Source organism: Actinoallomurus spadix, from assembly GCF_024055725.1.
Classification (GTDB): domain Bacteria; phylum Actinomycetota; class Actinomycetes; order Streptosporangiales; family Streptosporangiaceae; genus Actinoallomurus; species Actinoallomurus spadix.
The window spans coordinates 26,277-40,798 of the sequence record NZ_JAMXMX010000024.1 but is presented as its reverse complement, the minus strand read 5'-3'; the positions used below and the strand labels follow the sequence as shown (position 1 = coordinate 40,798).

The window sequence follows — 14,522 nt, the reverse complement described above, 5'->3', positions numbered from 1 at the left end:
ATCATGCGACTGACCATCCTCGGCGGCGGCGGGTTCCGGGTGCCGCTCGTGTACCGCGCTCTCCTGGCCGACCGCGGCAAGGGCCGTGTCACCGACGTGGTCCTGTACGACCTGGACCCCGACCGTACGAGCGTGATCCGCCAGGTCCTCGCCGAGCAGGCCGCCGGCCACGCGGACGCCCCGGTGGTCACCGCGACGACCGATCTGGACGAGGCGCTGACCGGCGCGGACTTCGTGTTCTCCGCCATCCGTGTGGGCGGGCTCGCGGGCCGCGCGGCCGACGAGCGGCTGGCCCTCGACGAGGGCGTGCTCGGGCAGGAGACCGTCGGCGCGGGCGGCATCGTGTACGGCCTGCGCACGATCCCCGTGGCGGTGGACATCGCCCGCCGGGTCGCCGCCGTGGCGCCGGACGCCTGGGTCATCAACTTCACCAATCCGGCCGGTACGGTCACCGAGGCGATGTCCCGTCATCTCGGCGACCGTGTGATCGGCATCTGCGACTCACCCGTGGGTCTCGGCCGCCGCGTCGCCGCCGCGCTCGGGGTGGACCCGGGCGCCGCGTGGTTCGATTACGCCGGGCTGAACCACCTGGGCTGGCTGCGCGCCGTCCGCGTCGAGGGCCGTGACGTGCTCCCCGAGCTGCTGGCCGACGACGCGGCGCTGGCGTCGTTCGAGGAGGGCCGGCTGTTCGGCGGCGCGTGGCTGCGGGCGATCGGCGCGGTCCCGAACGAGTACCTGCACTATTACTACTTCGCCCGTGACGCGGTCGCCGCCGCCCGGGACGCCGAGCACACGCGCGGCGCGCTCGTTCTCGACCAGCAGCGCGACTTCTACGCCCGTACGCCCGATTCGCCGGGTTCCGCGCTGGAGGCGTGGGAGACGACCCGCATGGCCCGCGAGACGACCTACATGGCGGAGAACCGCGAGGCCGCCGGCGCGGGTGAGCGCGACTCCAGTGACCTGGAGTCCGGCGGGTACGAGAACGTCGCGCTCGCGCTGATGCGCGCCATCGCCCACGACGAGCGCACCACGCTGATCCTCAACGTACGGAACCGTGGCGCGCTCCCGGGGCTGGACGATGACGCCGTGGTCGAGGTGCCGTGCCTGGTCGACGCCAACGGTGCCCGTCCGGTCGCCTGCGCGCCGCTAGCCGATCACCAGTTCGCCCTCGTCGCGACGGTGAAGGCGGTGGAGCGGGCCGTCCTGGAGGCCGCGGCGACCGGTTCCCGCGCGGCGGCGCTGCGCGCCCTCGCGACGCACCCGCTCGTCGACTCGGTCACCGTGGCGGACCGGCTCCTGGAGCGGTACGAGGCGCGCTTCCCCGAGTTGTCGTACCTGCGCGCCTGATCCCGTGCGGCCCGGGCCGGAGGGGCGGCGCGAGATCAAGATCACATAGCTTCCAAGATCAACTTCTCCCCGCCGGCCGGTAACGTCCCGCGCGGGGTCGATGGCGTACGCGTCGCGCGGCCCCTGCACATCCGCCCCCTGACAGACGATGTGACAAGGAGTCAGCGACGATGACCTCGGCTCTGACCACCCCCTCCACCGGCCGGCGACGGGCGTTCACGCGCGTGCTGGCGACCGCGGCGGTCGCCGCCGGCGCCCTGGCGGCCACCGGCGCCGCCGCGTCCGCGGACACGACCGGCGGCGACCCCTCACCCGGGATCGTCGGCGGCGGCACGGCGACCCAGGCCTACCCCTTCATGGTCTCGCTGCAGTACACCCGCAACGGCGTCCCGAACTCCCACCGCTGCGGCGGCGCCCTGATCCGCAAGGACTGGGTGGTCACCGCCGGGCACTGCGTCATGACGATCGGCTCGGACGCCACCACGTCCGTGCCCTGGGACCCCTCCCTCCTCCACGTCCGGGTCGGCTCCAACGACCGGACCACGGGAGGCACCGTCTCGGACATCGACAAGATCGTCGTGCACCCGGACTTCATCAACTACGAGGACAAGAGCCTCGGCAAGGACATCGCCCTCCTCCACCTGACCACCCCGCAGTCCGTGAAGCCCGTTCCCATGGACTCCAAGCTCCCCGCGCCGGGCACCAAGGTCCGGGAGATCGGCTGGGGGTACCTCTCCGACGACGCGAGCGACCCGAGCCAGCTGCCGACGCAACTGCAGCAACTCGACACCAGGGTCCTGCCCCTGAGCACCCCGAAGTGCCACGTGGACGAGAACGGCAGCGACGCCTTCGGTGCCTACCCCGGCGACGTCTGCACCGACAACCCGGACGGCGTGCGCGGACCCTGCGGCGGTGACTCCGGCTCGCCGCTGCTGACGCTGGTCGACGGGCGCTGGCGGCTCGAGGGCGTCGACAGCCGCGGCGTCAGCGACATCTGCGGCGGCGGCCCGGACGCCTACACCGGCGTCGGCGCCTACCGCCGCTGGATCGACGGCGTCATCTCCTAGTCAGGCCGATCCTCACCTGCGCGGGCCGGCCGGGCGGACCGCCCGGCCTGGCCGCGTAGGCGGGAATTCCGACGGAGACGGCGAGCATGCACGCGGTCCGGCCGCCGAACGCCGCCGCCACGTCGTCGTCGGTGAAGGTGAGGCCGGTGCCGCCGTATCCGAGGGCGAACGCCGCCAGCTGCAGCCGCCCGGCCGCCACGCCCGCCTCGAGCTGGGCGACGCGGTAGCCGCGGTCCCCGTACACGCCGAGCACCTGGTCGAGGTCGGCGAAGAGGTAGTCGGTGAACGCCGCGTCGCCGCCCAGCGCCTGGTCCCGGCACAGGTAGCGGCTCAGCCGCCGTACCGCCGCCTCCGACGCGGCGCGGTACGGCTCCGCCCGCCCGCCCGACCAGTCGTACAGCCCGGACTCGACGCCGTGGACGGCGTGGACGGTGAGCCGGTGGGAGAGCAGGGTCGTCCCGGCGGGGAGGGCGTCGGCGGGCAGGGGCCGGGTGGCCACGGCCATGCCCCATTCCAGCAGCTCGGCCGGTACGAAGTCGGGCCGCATCCGCCGCGTTGACCCGCGCCGCAGGAGGAGCGCGTCGATCGGCTCGTCCCGCGTCGGCGTCGAGGTCGGCGCCGGCACCGGGGCGGGTGGTTCCACCGCGTCCGTGTGCGGCCCGGCGGGCGCCGCCGCCCGCCAGGCCGCGACCTGCCCGGCCGTCACGAGCTCGCCGACGCGCTGCACCTCGGTGATCAGCGGAAGTTCCAGTGGGGCGCGGGCCGGGGGATTGGCGACGAGGTGCGGGGGCGGCGGGCGGCCGCCCGCCGCCCCCGTCACGCCGAGCGAGCCCGCCACGCCGGTCACACCGGCCACGTCCGGCGAGCCCACCGAACGCGCCACGCCCGCTGCGCCCGGCGAGCCCGCCGTGGCCGGCTCGCCGGGACCGCCGACCGTGACCACCGCGATGGGGAACTCGGCGATACCGTCGATCCCGAGCCGGTGGCACAGCGCCGAGTCGGCGAATCCGAGCAGGACGCGCGCCCGTACCCCGTACGCCTCGGCGACCGTGAGGAGGTTGGCGAGCATCGTGCCCGCGTCCCAGTAGACGTGCCGCCAGCCGCGCTCGCCGTATCTCCAGGCGGTGCGCCAGGGGACGCCGGTGAGGATGAGGACGAGCGGCTCGGCCGCGGCCTCCGGCGCGGCGGCGGCGTCGGCGAGGGCGGGGCGGTGGTCGCCCGCGGACAGCTCCTCCAGGGCGAACACGTCCGGCGCGAAGTGGTAGAGCCCGGGGTCCAGCCCGCCGACGGCGCCGGCCGCGACGTACATCTCCAGGGGGTGCCGGTTGCCCGCCGACGGCGCGGTACGGAACCAGACGCTCTGCTCCCGCACCATCGCCCACCGGGTGATCCCCGTGGACAGGAACAGCAGCCGGGTGAGGAGCTCAAGATCGACACCTTCCCGTTCGGGGGGTACCCGCCCGGACAGGGCCGCGACGGCCGGCGCGCCTCCGGGGGACAGGTCCATGGGAAGGGCCCGGATCGGCGCCTCGGGATAGCGCTTGAACGGGACGGGCCGGTTCTCCGGGTCCGACGGTACGAACCCGGGGACGCTGGGCCGCGGCGGGCGTCCGGAGCCGAAGCCGGTCGCCTCGTGGTAGAGCCGGGTGAGCTCGCTCATTCGCGCTGTATACCCGCTCGAGCGGCTCGGCGGGAGACCGTCATCGTCCCTGCCGCTGGGCGATCCGTTCGGCGAACTCGCGGCGGTCGTTGGTGCGGGGGAACGGCTCGCCGGGGACGGGTACGCCGAGGAAGCCGCACAGTGGTTCCCAGCCCTGGCGGACGCCGAACTCCAGCAGCCGGCCGGCCGGGACCTCCCGGCGTACCGCGTCGTAGTGCTCGGTGAACACGGCCATCGTGTGCTCGGCGTCCTCGAACCGGCCGCCGAAGTCGCCCTCCCAGACGAGCCGGTGCACGAGCCGCCGCCGTCGCAGGCCGAGCGGGTCGTCCGGGTGGATGGAGCTGGCGCGGTAGATGCTGTCGCGGGCGCTCTCGTACCAGCTTCGCGGGTCGCGGACGGTGAGGATCACCTTGGCGTCGGGGTAGTGCGCGACGAGTTCGCGCCAGAACGCGACGCCCGGCCAGTCGACGGTGGCGCGGTAGCCGCGGTAGACGTCGTCCCAGTCTCGGTCGCCGTCCTCGATCACGCGTGCCCACCGGTCGATCTGCTCCGGGTCGTCGATCAGTTCGATCATGTGGTGGCAGGGGCCGAACCCGAGCCGTTCCAGCGCCAGCTTCAGTGACAGCGTTCCCGTACGGCCGTATCCGGCCCCGATCACTTCGAGCACGGCGTCCCCCTCGGGGAGTGGCGGTTCCCGTTTGCGTTCTCCCCGCCTCAAAGCAGGACGAACCGGCACGAATCGCGCGCCACTCCCCGCGTCGGGGTCCCTTACCGGTCCTTCAGTCGCTGGGCGACCCGGGCGGCGAACTCCTGCCGGTCGTTGCTGCGCGGGAACGGCTGGTCGGGGACGGGCACGCCGAGGAAGCCGCAGAGCGGCTCCCAGCCGTCGCCGACCTGGAACTCCAGGAGGCGTTCGGCGGGGACCTCCCGGCGCACCGCCTCGTTGTGGGCGTTGAACACCGCGATGGCGTGGTCGGCGTCCTCGAACCGGCCGCCGAATTCGCCCTCCCAGATGATCTGGTCGACGAGTTCCCGCCCTCGGGTGACGAAGCCTTCGGGTACGGGGATGGACCTGGTGCGGTAGATGCTCTCGTGGACGCTCTCGTACCACTTCCGCGGGTCGCGGACGGTGAGGACCACCTTGGCGTACGGGTAGTGCTCGACGAGTCGGCGCCAGTAGCGCGTTCCCGGCCAGTCGGTCGTCGCCCGGTAGCCGCGGTAGACCTCGTCCCAGTCCACCGGCTCCCCGGCGACGACCCGTCCCCACAGATCCATCTGTGCGGGGTCCTCCATCAGTTCGGTCATGTGGTGGCAGGGACCGAAGCCGAGTCGTTCCAGTGCCAGCTTCAGCGAGAGGGTGCCGGTGCGCCCGAATCCGGCGCCGATGACCTCGAGCATGACGCGTCCTTCCTGGATGTCCGCCCGAAGGGGCGGGTGGCAGGAAAGACGATCATCTCCCCAGTCATGACGGATTGCAGCCACTAGGCTGACAAAATGGGTAAAGTTGCCTGCCGTGGGCGCCCGATCGGCCTGCGCTCAGCCGCCGAGGCCGGCGGCGAAGTCCTCCAGCGCCGACGCGACGGCGTCCGGCGCCTCCAGGGGCAGCAGGTGCCCGCTCTTCGCCACGACTTCGAACCGCGCGGCCGGGAGGAAGGGCAGGAGGTGCTCCCGCAGGACGGACGGCGGCTCGACCTGGTCGTTCTCACCCGCCAGCACGAGGACCGGCACGTCGATCCGCGCGGCGGCCGCCGAGACGTCCGCCGCGATGCCGCGCAGCGGCCACTCCCGCCGCGCGTCCGCGTCGCCCGCCAGGCTGTCCCGCACGACGGCGTCCCTGACGGCGGGATCCAGCGGGACGGCGGTCAGGACGTGGTCGAGCGCCTGCCCCACGCTCTCCGCCGAGTCGTACGCGTGCGCCAGGACCTGCTGATACTCGGGCGTCACCATGGGCGCCGGCCGCGGCGGCGCCGGGGCGACCAGCGCGATCCCGGCGAGCCCGGAGGGGCGCCGGGCGGCGGCGAGCTGGCTCACCTTCCCGCCCATCGAGTGCCCGGCCAGGACGTACCGCTCCAGGCCGAGCCCCTCGGCGACCGCGAGCACGTCGTCGGTGAGCCGGTCGAGGTCGTACGGGCCGGGCAGCCGCCGCGACGAGCCCCAGCCGCGCTGGTCGTACCGGACGACGCCGCGCCCGGCGGGCAGCCGGTCCATGACCGCGTCCCAGGTCCGCGCGGACCCGCCCCAGTAGTGCAGCAGGACGAGGGCCGGACCGCCCCGCCCCTGCCGCCGTACGTCGATCGTTCCACCGGTCACCGGCACGCTCGCGCTTGTGGTTTCCGTCGTCACCGTGTTCTCCTCCGGAGTGCCGGACCGCCCGTACGGGGCTGATCAGGTCGAATGTCATCTGAAATCAACGCTAGGGTCGGACCGGACGGAAGGCATGGTCGAAAGGCGCGTCGGCATTGTGGAAAACGGTCGGCTCCCCGGTGTGCGGCAGCTGCGGTACTCCCCGGCCGCCGGGGCGGGCTTCGGTGTCGAGGCGCTGAGCTTCGGGCGGCTGCGGCGGATGGATCCCGGCCGCCGGCGGGTCCGGCCGCAGCGCCCGGACTTCCACGTCCTCGGCCTCGTCCGGTCGGGTTCCGGACGGCACACGGCCGACTTCGTCGATGAGGACCTGCGGGCGCGGAGCGTCGTGTGGATCCGGCCCGGTGTCGTCCACCGCTGGACCGACGTCGAGGATCTCGACGGCCCGCTGATCCTGTTCGAGCAGGGCTTCCTGCCCGCCGGTCCGGCCGCCCGCGCGGCGGGGGACGCCTTCGCGCCGGCGACCCGGCACCTGGACGCGGGCGCGTGGGACCTGGCCGTACGGGCGGCGGACCACCTGGCGCGGGAGCACGCGGCCGCCGTCACCGACCCGCGCCTGGCCTCGCCTCCGGTGCTCGCCCACCTGCTCGCGGCCCTCGTCCTGCGGGTCGTCCCCGCCGGGCAGGCCGGCGCGGCCGCCGCGGGCGAGGGAGGCACCGTCTTCCACCGGTACCGCGCCGCTGTGGAGGAGCACTTCACCCGGTGGCATCACGTCGGCGACTACGCCCGCGCGCTGGGCTACGGCACGCGTACCCTGACCCGGGCGACCCGGGTGGGCGCGGGGGTGGGCGCGAAGCGGTTCCTGGACCAGCGGATCCTGCTGGAGGCCAAACGCCTCCTCGCCCACACCGACCTGCCCGTGGCCCGCTGCGCCGAACGGCTCGGTTTCGACGACCCGGCGAACTTCACGGCGTTCTTCCAACGCCAGGAGGGCCTGTCACCGGGCCGCTGGCGCACCGCCCGCAGCGGCCGCTGAGCGGTGGGCGCTGAGCGGTGAGCGCTGAGCGCTGAGCGCTGAGCGCTGAGCGGTGGGCGCCGGGGGACGCCGGTGCGGCGGTCCCCCGGACGCCGCACCGGCACGCCGAGTGATCATGAGCCGGTGCCGGGGCGTGTCAGGGGCGTTTCAGCAGGCCCTGGTCGAGGGCGACGACGACCGCGCGGGTGCGGTCGGTGACGTCGAGTTTGGCGAAGACGCGCAGCAGGTGGGTCTTGACGGTGGCCTCGGCGATGACCAGCCGGTCGCCGATCTCGGCGTTGGACAGGCCGTCGGCGACCGCGTTGAGCACGTCGATCTCGCGTGGGGTCAGCGCCGGCTGGGCGGGGCGGCGCATCCGGGCGACGAGGCGCTGGGCGACCCGCGGGGCGAGGACGGTCTCGCCGCGTGCGGCGGAGCGGACCGCGTCGATGAGCTGTTCGCGCGTGGTGTCCTTCAGCAGGTAGCCGACGGCACCCGCCTCGACAGCCCGCTCGATGTCGGCGTCTGTGTCGTAGGTGGTGAGGATCAGCACCCGGGTGGTTCCGGGACCGGCGGTGATCCGGGAGGTGACGGCGACGCCGTCGAGGACGGGCATCCGCAGGTCCAGGAGCGCGACGTCGGGGGCGTGCCGTTCGACGAGCTCGATGGCCTCCCGGCCGTCGGATGCCTCGCCGACGATGGCGATGGAGGGTTCGCCGGCGAGGAGGGCGGCGACGCCGGCCCGCATGGCGGGGTGGTCGTCGGCCAGAATGACCCGGAGGACGTCTTCGGACATGTCATTCCTCGGTGGGGAGCACGACGAGGACGCGGGTGCCGTCGCCGGGGGAGCTGGTGATGGTGAGGTCGCCGCCGAGGTCGGTGAGGCGGCGGCGCATGCCGGCGAGGCCGAATCCGCCGGTGGCCCCGACCGTGAAGCCCTGACCGTCGTCGGTGATCTCCAGCTCGACGCCGTGCGGCTGCCGGGTCAGGACGACGCCGACGGTGGAGGCGGCGGCGTGCTTGCGGACGTTGGCGAGTGATTCCTGGGTGCACCGCAGCAGGGCGATGCGGGCGGCCGGGTCGCAGTCGACGTCGTCGAGTTCGGCGTCGACGGTGAGGCCGGTGTCCTCGGCGAAACGGTCGAGGACGCGGCCGAGGGTCCGGGCGATCGACCCGGACTCGGCCCCGGTGCCGGGGGCGGGGGAGGAGCCGACGAGCGCCCGCGCCTCGGCGAGGTTCTCCCGGGCGGTCCGCTCGATCGAGAGCAGTTGCCGCGCGGCGCCGTCCGGGTCGGTGGTGAGCCCGGACCGTACGGCCTCGGCGAGCACGACGATGGAGGCGAATCCCTGGGCGAGGGTGTCGTGGATCTCGCGGGCGAGCCGCTCGCGTTCGGCGTCGGCGCCCTGCCGGCGGTACGCCTCGGCCAGCTCCGCCTGGGTGGTCGCCAGGTCTCCGGCGAGGCGGCGGGCGCGCTCGTCGGACCGGGCCAGGGTGCGCTGGGCGGCCAGGCCGAGGGCGGCTCCGGCGGCGCAGGCCACCGCGGTGACGATCGCGTTCCCGCCGGCGGGGTGACCGCTCAGCGCACCTCCGGCGACGGCGGCCAGCGCCCCGGCGCCGCTCAGCAGCACGGACCGCCGGGCGGTGCCGGCGGGCACCCAGAAGTAGGGAAGCGACACGACGTACAGGGAGGCGGCGCCGTCCCGGAGGAGGGCCACGACGCCCAGCCCGGCGACGAGCGCGTACGGGAACCAGGGGCGGTGCCCGGGGAACAGCGCCGCCACCGCGCCCGCGAGGCCCAGGGCGATCGGCACCGCCAGCGACCAGATCCGTGTACCCGCCGGGTCGGTCAGGCCCGCCGCGAACTCGGGCGCCGGGCCGAGCAGCACCCACACCGGCGTGTACCAGCGGAGAATCCGGATCTGGTCGTCGGGGGTCGCCATGATGATCAGCCTACGGTCCCCGCCACGCGACCCTCGGGGCCGGCGACGGCCTCACCAGGCCCGGCGGCGTCCCCGGAGCGGGAGGCACGGCGGCGGGACGGCCACCAGGCGGCGTCGCCGAACAGCAGCATCACCGCGGGCAGGATCACCAGTCGGATCACGAAGGCGTCGAGCAGCACCGCCACGGCCAGGCTGAACCCGATCTGCTTCATCTCGATCAGGTGCAGGGGGACGAAGGAGGCGAAGACGGTCACCATGACGATCGCGGCGCTGGTCACCACGCCGGCCGACCCGCCGATGCCCCGCAGGACCGCTGTCCGGGCCGGCACGCCACCGCGGACGGCCTCCTGCACCCGGCTGAGCGTGAACACCTGGTAGTCCATCGAGAGCCCGAACAGGATCACGAAGAGGAACAGCGGCACGCGCGAGCCGATCGACCCCATCGAGGTGAAGCCGAGCAGCCCCTCCGCCCAGGTGTGCTGGAACACCGCCGTCAGGACGCCGAGCGAGGCCGCGGCCGACAGGAGGTTGAGCACGATGCCGACCAGCCCGAGGACGACCGAGCGGAACGCGCGGGCGGTGATGAGGAAGGTGACGAGCAGCAGCGCCCCGAGGATCAGCGGCAGCCGCTGCTTCTGGTGCTCGGGGTAGTCGGCGTACCGCGCGACGTCGCCGGTGACCGCGGTCTCGGCACCCGCGAGCCGGCCCACCGTCGCCGGGATCAGGTCGGCCCGCAGGTGCTTCAGTGACTGCTGCGCGCGGGTCTCGCTCGGGTACGCGGGGACGGGCACCTCCAGCATGGTGATCCGGTGATCCGCCGAAACGCGGGTCCGGGTGCGACCGTCGAACAGCGGATCGTGTTTCACCGTGGCGGCGAGCGCGTCCAGCGCGGCGGCGACCTGCGGCTGCCGGTCCGGGGTGGCGCGGACGACGACCTGGTTCACCGACTTCAGCTCGGGGAAGGCCGCGTTGACCCGGTCGTACGCCTGCATGGCGGGCAGTTCACGGGAGTAGGTCTCCCGTCCGACGTCGGTCAGCCTGATGCCCAGCAGCGGACCCGCCATGGCGAGCATCGCGGCCACCGCGACGCCCAGCATGAGCACGGGCCGCCGGGCGACGGGGCGCAGCGCGGCCGGGATTCGGGTGTCATCGCCCGCCGGGCGCGTGGCGTCGTGCGCCCTCCGCGCGGCGCGCCGGGACGTACGGCCGCCGAGCAGGGCCAGCAGCGCGGGCAGGACGGTGACCGAGCTGACCACGGCCGCGATCGTGACGACGATGGCGCCGGTCGCCAGCGAGCCGAAGATGACGTCGCCCGCGAGGTACAACGTCGCGCTGGACGCGGCGACGGCCAGGCCAGAGACCAGCACCGCGCGCCCGGAGGTGGCGGCGGTGATCTCCACGGCGGCGGCCGGGGTGAGCCGCCCGCCGGACCGGGCCCGTTCCTCCCGGTGCCGCTTGAGGTAGAAGAGCGTGTAGTCCACGCCGACGGCCATGCCGATGAGCAGGATGACGTTCGTGCCGACCCCGGCGTCGGGGAAGACACGCGAGGCGAGCATCGACAGCCCCACCCCGGCCATGATCGAGGAGATCGCCAGCAGCAGCGGCACGAGGGCCATCGCCACCGAACGGAAGACCAGCAGCAACACGATCAGCGTCACCGGCAGCGCGAACAGCTCCGTACGCGACAGGTCCTCGCCGCGCTGCCCCTGCACGTCCTTGCTGATGGACGGGCTGCCGGACTCCTCGACCCGCAGCTCCGGGTGCGCCCGCTGCACCGCCGCGGTCTGGGCCAGGAGGGGATCGATGTGCTTCTTCCCCTCCAGCTCGGGGCCCTTCATCGTCACGTCGACCCGTACGGCGTGCCCGTCCGCCGACCGTACGGGCCGTCCCACCGACTCGACCTCCGCGAGCCGCGCCATCCGCGCGCGCACGTCCCGTACGGCCGCGTCGGCGCCGGCGTCCAGTGCCCTGCCGTCCTTCGCCGAGATCAGGACGCGTTCGAGCGGTTTCTGCTGCAGGCCGCCGCTCGCGGCCAGGGCCTCGGCCCGCCCGGCCTCGCCGACCCGGAAGTCCTCGGAGGTCGCGGCGTGACCGCCCACCGCGATCCCGGCGCCGAGGCACATCACCACGAACAGGAGCCACCCGGCGATCGCGAGCCAGGGGCGGCGGGCGCTCCACCGCGCCACGCGTACAGAGGGATTGTTCATGCCGTTCATGCTGGTCGCGGGGCCATTGCCGCCGACAGCATCGACCGGTCTAACCTGCCGTCCACCGATCGGTGGACGGCCGGGCCCCGGCATCCGCGCGGGCCGGCCCGCACGGGCGTGTATGCCATGATCAGGACCCCGCCGTCCCGCCACGGAGAGGCTCACGACCGTGCCGGCATCCGCCGAGTCCCTGATCGCCGACGTCCCCGCGTTCGCGCCGTACGCCCGCCCGGCGACCCTGCTGCGCCCGGCCGCGGGCACGCCCGGCACCGGTGACAGCTCCGTCGGCGGGCCCCTGCTGTGGCCGGCGGACGAGCCGTGGCCGGTCTGCCGCGCGCCGCACCTGACGATGGTGCGCGAGCGCCTGACGGACGAGGAACGCGAGACCTGGCAGCGGATCGACCGCGCCATGAAGGAACGGCGCCGGCGGAACCCGGGCGGGGGGTTCGTCCTCACGGAAGAGGAGGCCCGGCTCCAGGACGAGATCATGGCGGGCGCGTCGATGCTCGACCAGATCACCTGGGAGCGGTCCCGCTGGGTGCAGGACACCTCCGGCCCGGGCGTCCCGATGGTTCCGGTCCTCCAGCTGTACGCCCGGGACGTGCCCGTGGAGCACTGGCCGGCCGGGATGGACGTCCTGCAGGTGCTGTGGTGCCCGACCGAGCACGGCGACCTCCCCGGCCAGCCGTACTACTGGGGTCCGGCGGCCGAACTGCGGTACCGCTCGTCGTCGGTCGCGGAGACGGCGCCGCCCCCTCCCCGGCCGGACGAGGCGAACGACATGTACCTCCCGGACCCGTGTACCGTCGCTCCGCTGGAGGTCGTCGACCTCCCGGACGGTGACGAACTGCCCGGCGACCTCCACGACGAGGGCCGCCGCTGGGCGGAGGAGCGCGGCGTCGAGTTCCACCGTGACCTGGCCTGCCGCCCCGGCTGGAAGGTCGGCGGGTGGCCCAGCTGGCACCTCACCGACCTGGTCCCGATCGACTGTTCCTGCGGCGCGCGCATGCGGGTGTTCCTGACCGTGGACAGCGGGGGAGACCCGGACGTCGTCGTCGGCCGCTTCGGTGAACTACGGGTCTTCACCTGCCCGAAGGACCCCTCCCACCCGATCCGCCTGAACATCCAGTGACCGGCCCGGTCGGGCTCCCGGAGGGCGGTCTGCACGTCGAGGAGACCGCAGCCGCCCTGGACGGACTCCTGGCCTCGATGGCGCGCCGCTTCGGCGATGACCCGGTGCCCGGCATGAGCACCGGGGAGCCGTCCAGGGCCGGACGTCAGAGCTGGTTCCACTGGTAGACCGGCAGGTGCTCCTTCCGCGCGATCGGGGTCCACAGCGCGACGACCCGCCGTTTGGCGGGTCCGGCCTGGTCGTCGGCGGCGTTCGCCTGCTGCAGGTATCCGGTGTCCGGAGCGTTCTGCGGGCCGCAGCCCAGTGACGTGACGTACTCGGCGTGCGAGAGGTGGGCCTGGTCGGATTCGAGCGAGATCCGGTACGCGTCGGCGATGGCCTGCCGCAGCTCGGCGCCGTGCGGCAGCCGGTCGACCCGCAGGGTCTTCACCTGAGCCGACTCCCGCCGGCGGTCTCGCACGAGCCGTTCGAACGCCGGGAGCAGTGCGGTGACGTCGTCACAGGTCGCCGCGCGCTTCCCGGCCAGCGGGTCCCCCTCCGCGAGTTGCGAGCCCAGCAGCCTGCTGACCGCCTTCGCCTCGGTGGTGCCAGGCCCTTCCCGGACGAGGCCCGGAACCACGGTCGCCGCCGCGACGGCCACGACGGCGACCGCCACGGAACATAGAACGACCACGCGCCGCCTCCGCCGTCGCGGCCTCGCCGTGCCGGGCGTCTCGCGGGACGCGGGCACCTCCCCGGGCGGCGCCTGCCGGGACCACGGCGAGGTCTCCAGGCCGGGCGTACCGTCCGCGGGTGCGATGGTGTCCCCGGACAGTACGCCCGCCGCGCTCCGGCGGGAACCGGCGGCACCGAGCGCCCCGGGCAGGGTGCTCGGCAGTGAAGCGGTCCCCGTGGGGTCGGCGAGCGCGGTGCCCGCGGCCAGCATGACCGTGGTGGCCGCCGCGCCGGCGGGCGCGTCACCGGCCGGCCGGGCGACCGCCTCACTGCGCCGGAGCAGACGCAGCAGCACCTGCTGGGCCGACGGGCGGTCGGCAGGGTCCTTGGCCAGGCAGTCGGCGACGAGATCGCGCAGCGGACTCTCCAGCTCGCCGAGGAAGGGCTCGTGCGCCAGGATGCGGGCGGCGACGGCCTCGAAGGTGTCGTTCCCGAACGGCGGGTGCCCGCAGGCCGCGTACGTGACGGTCGACGCCCAGGCGAAGACGTCGCTGGCGGTCGTGATGACACCGCCGTTCAGCTGTTCGGGCGCCATGTACGGCGGGGTGCCGAAGATCCGGCCGGGCATCGTGGCCCCGGCGTCGAACGCGCGCGCGATGCCGAAGTCGATCACCCGCGCCCCGTCCGGGCCGATCAGGACGTTGTGCGGCTTGAAATCGCGGTGCACGATCCCGGCGTCGTGGATGGCGACGAGCGCGGTCGCGGTCGCGATCGCCAGCCGTTCCAGATCGGCGCCGTTGCGCGGCCCCTTCTCCGAGATCAGCCGCTGCAGGGACGGGCCGTCGACGTACTCGCTGACGATGTACGGCCGGTCGCCGGTCACGTCGGCGTCCACCACCTGCGCCGTGCAGAACCGGGCGACCTCCTTGGCCGCCGCGACCTCCCGTACGAAACGGGCGCGCGCCGCGTCGTCGATCGCCAGGTCCTGGCGGAGCATCTTCACCGCGAGGCGCTGCGGGGACTCGCCGGTGTCGTCGGCACGTCTGGCCAGGTAGACGACGCCCTGACCGCCCGCACCCAGACGCCCCATCAGCTCGTACGGCCCGAGGCGCCGCGGGTCGCCGGGCAACAGAACTCGACCGGTCACCGCGCTCCTCCACACCGCCGAACCGTCCATGCCCGATCGTGAGATCGGTGAG

At 73.9% G+C, this 14,522-nt stretch carries 13 protein-coding genes; 5 read left to right on the top strand and 8 right to left on the bottom strand.

Going from position 1 to position 14,522, the window contains the following annotated elements; translation table 11 throughout:
- Positions 1-3: 3 nt before the first annotated feature.
- The gene (locus NE235_RS28890) at positions 4-1,347 is read left to right on the top strand and encodes a 6-phospho-beta-glucosidase (protein WP_252808432.1); all 1,344 of its coding nucleotides are present in this window, start codon (positions 4-6) and stop codon (positions 1,345-1,347) included.
- A 170-nt stretch (positions 1,348-1,517) separates the two neighbouring features.
- The gene (locus NE235_RS28885) at positions 1,518-2,414 is read left to right on the top strand and encodes a S1 family peptidase (protein WP_252808431.1); all 897 of its coding nucleotides are present in this window, start codon (positions 1,518-1,520) and stop codon (positions 2,412-2,414) included.
- Here the strand turns inward: NE235_RS28885 and NE235_RS28880 are convergent.
- The 4 genes from NE235_RS28880 to NE235_RS28865 form a co-directional block, all read right to left on the bottom strand.
- Positions 2,404-4,074, bottom strand: a complete 1,671-nt coding sequence (locus NE235_RS28880; RefSeq protein WP_252808430.1) for a SagB family peptide dehydrogenase — start codon at positions 4,072-4,074, stop codon at positions 2,404-2,406. The genes NE235_RS28885 and NE235_RS28880 overlap by 11 nt on opposite strands.
- A gap of 40 nt (positions 4,075-4,114) precedes the next feature.
- Entirely contained in the window at positions 4,115-4,741 is a 627-nt protein-coding gene (locus NE235_RS28875; RefSeq protein ID WP_252808429.1) for a sulfotransferase family protein, read from the bottom strand.
- A gap of 101 nt (positions 4,742-4,842) precedes the next feature.
- Entirely contained in the window at positions 4,843-5,472 is a 630-nt protein-coding gene (locus tag NE235_RS28870; RefSeq protein WP_252808428.1) for a sulfotransferase family protein, read from the bottom strand.
- A gap of 138 nt (positions 5,473-5,610) precedes the next feature.
- Entirely contained in the window at positions 5,611-6,417 is an 807-nt protein-coding gene (locus NE235_RS28865; protein ID WP_252808427.1) for an alpha/beta fold hydrolase, read from the bottom strand.
- 142 nt (positions 6,418-6,559) lie between these two features.
- Between NE235_RS28865 and NE235_RS28860 the strand changes: the two genes are divergently transcribed.
- On the top strand, positions 6,560-7,411 hold the full coding sequence (locus NE235_RS28860) for a helix-turn-helix domain-containing protein (protein WP_252808426.1): 852 nt from the start codon (positions 6,560-6,562) through the stop codon (positions 7,409-7,411).
- A 136-nt stretch (positions 7,412-7,547) separates the two neighbouring features.
- Here the strand turns inward: NE235_RS28860 and NE235_RS28855 are convergent, their stop codons facing one another.
- The 3 genes from NE235_RS28855 to NE235_RS28845 are packed head-to-tail and all read right to left on the bottom strand — an operon-like array spanning position 7,548 to position 11,537.
- On the bottom strand, positions 7,548-8,186 hold the full coding sequence (locus tag NE235_RS28855) for a response regulator (protein ID WP_252808425.1): 639 nt from the start codon (positions 8,184-8,186) through the stop codon (positions 7,548-7,550).
- Between the two features lies 1 nt (position 8,187).
- Positions 8,188-9,330, bottom strand: a complete 1,143-nt coding sequence (locus tag NE235_RS28850) for a sensor histidine kinase (protein WP_252808424.1) — start codon at positions 9,328-9,330, stop codon at positions 8,188-8,190.
- A 5-nt stretch (positions 9,331-9,335) separates the two neighbouring features.
- The gene (locus NE235_RS28845) at positions 9,336-11,537 is read right to left on the bottom strand and encodes an MMPL family transporter (protein ID WP_252808423.1); all 2,202 of its coding nucleotides are present in this window, start codon (positions 11,535-11,537) and stop codon (positions 9,336-9,338) included.
- A 169-nt stretch (positions 11,538-11,706) separates the two neighbouring features.
- On the opposite strand from NE235_RS28845, the gene NE235_RS28840 reads away from it, so the two are divergent.
- Both NE235_RS28840 and NE235_RS28835 read left to right on the top strand, forming a co-directional pair.
- On the top strand, positions 11,707-12,669 hold the full coding sequence (locus NE235_RS28840) for a hypothetical protein (protein ID WP_252808422.1): 963 nt from the start codon (positions 11,707-11,709) through the stop codon (positions 12,667-12,669).
- The gene (locus NE235_RS28835; RefSeq protein WP_252808421.1) at positions 12,666-12,836 is read left to right on the top strand and encodes a hypothetical protein; all 171 of its coding nucleotides are present in this window, start codon (positions 12,666-12,668) and stop codon (positions 12,834-12,836) included. Before NE235_RS28840 ends, NE235_RS28835 begins: the two co-directional genes overlap by 4 nt.
- On the opposite strand, the gene NE235_RS28830 is transcribed toward NE235_RS28835, so the two are convergent.
- Positions 12,815-14,470 (bottom strand): serine/threonine-protein kinase, encoded by a 1,656-nt coding sequence (locus tag NE235_RS28830; protein ID WP_252808420.1) that lies wholly within the window; start codon positions 14,468-14,470, stop codon positions 12,815-12,817. The genes NE235_RS28835 and NE235_RS28830 overlap by 22 nt on opposite strands.
- Between the last annotated feature and the right edge of the window lie 52 nt (positions 14,471-14,522).

Excerpts from the sequence above, each read along its gene's own strand:
- NE235_RS28880 (WP_252808430.1), bottom strand. The coding sequence starts at position 4,074 with ATGAGCGAGCTCACCCGGCTCTACCACGAGGCGACCGGCTTCGGCTCC.
- NE235_RS28870 (WP_252808428.1), bottom strand. The coding sequence starts at position 5,472 with ATGCTCGAGGTCATCGGCGCCGGATTCGGGCGCACCGGCACCCTCTCG.
- NE235_RS28885 (WP_252808431.1), top strand. The coding sequence starts at position 1,518 with ATGACCTCGGCTCTGACCACCCCCTCCACCGGCCGGCGACGGGCGTTC.
- NE235_RS28890 (WP_252808432.1), top strand. The coding sequence starts at position 4 with ATGCGACTGACCATCCTCGGCGGCGGCGGGTTCCGGGTGCCGCTCGTG.
- NE235_RS28850 (WP_252808424.1), bottom strand. The coding sequence starts at position 9,330 with ATGGCGACCCCCGACGACCAGATCCGGATTCTCCGCTGGTACACGCCG.
- NE235_RS28855 (WP_252808425.1), bottom strand. The coding sequence starts at position 8,186 with ATGTCCGAAGACGTCCTCCGGGTCATTCTGGCCGACGACCACCCCGCC.
- NE235_RS28845 (WP_252808423.1), bottom strand. The coding sequence starts at position 11,537 with ATGAACAATCCCTCTGTACGCGTGGCGCGGTGGAGCGCCCGCCGCCCC.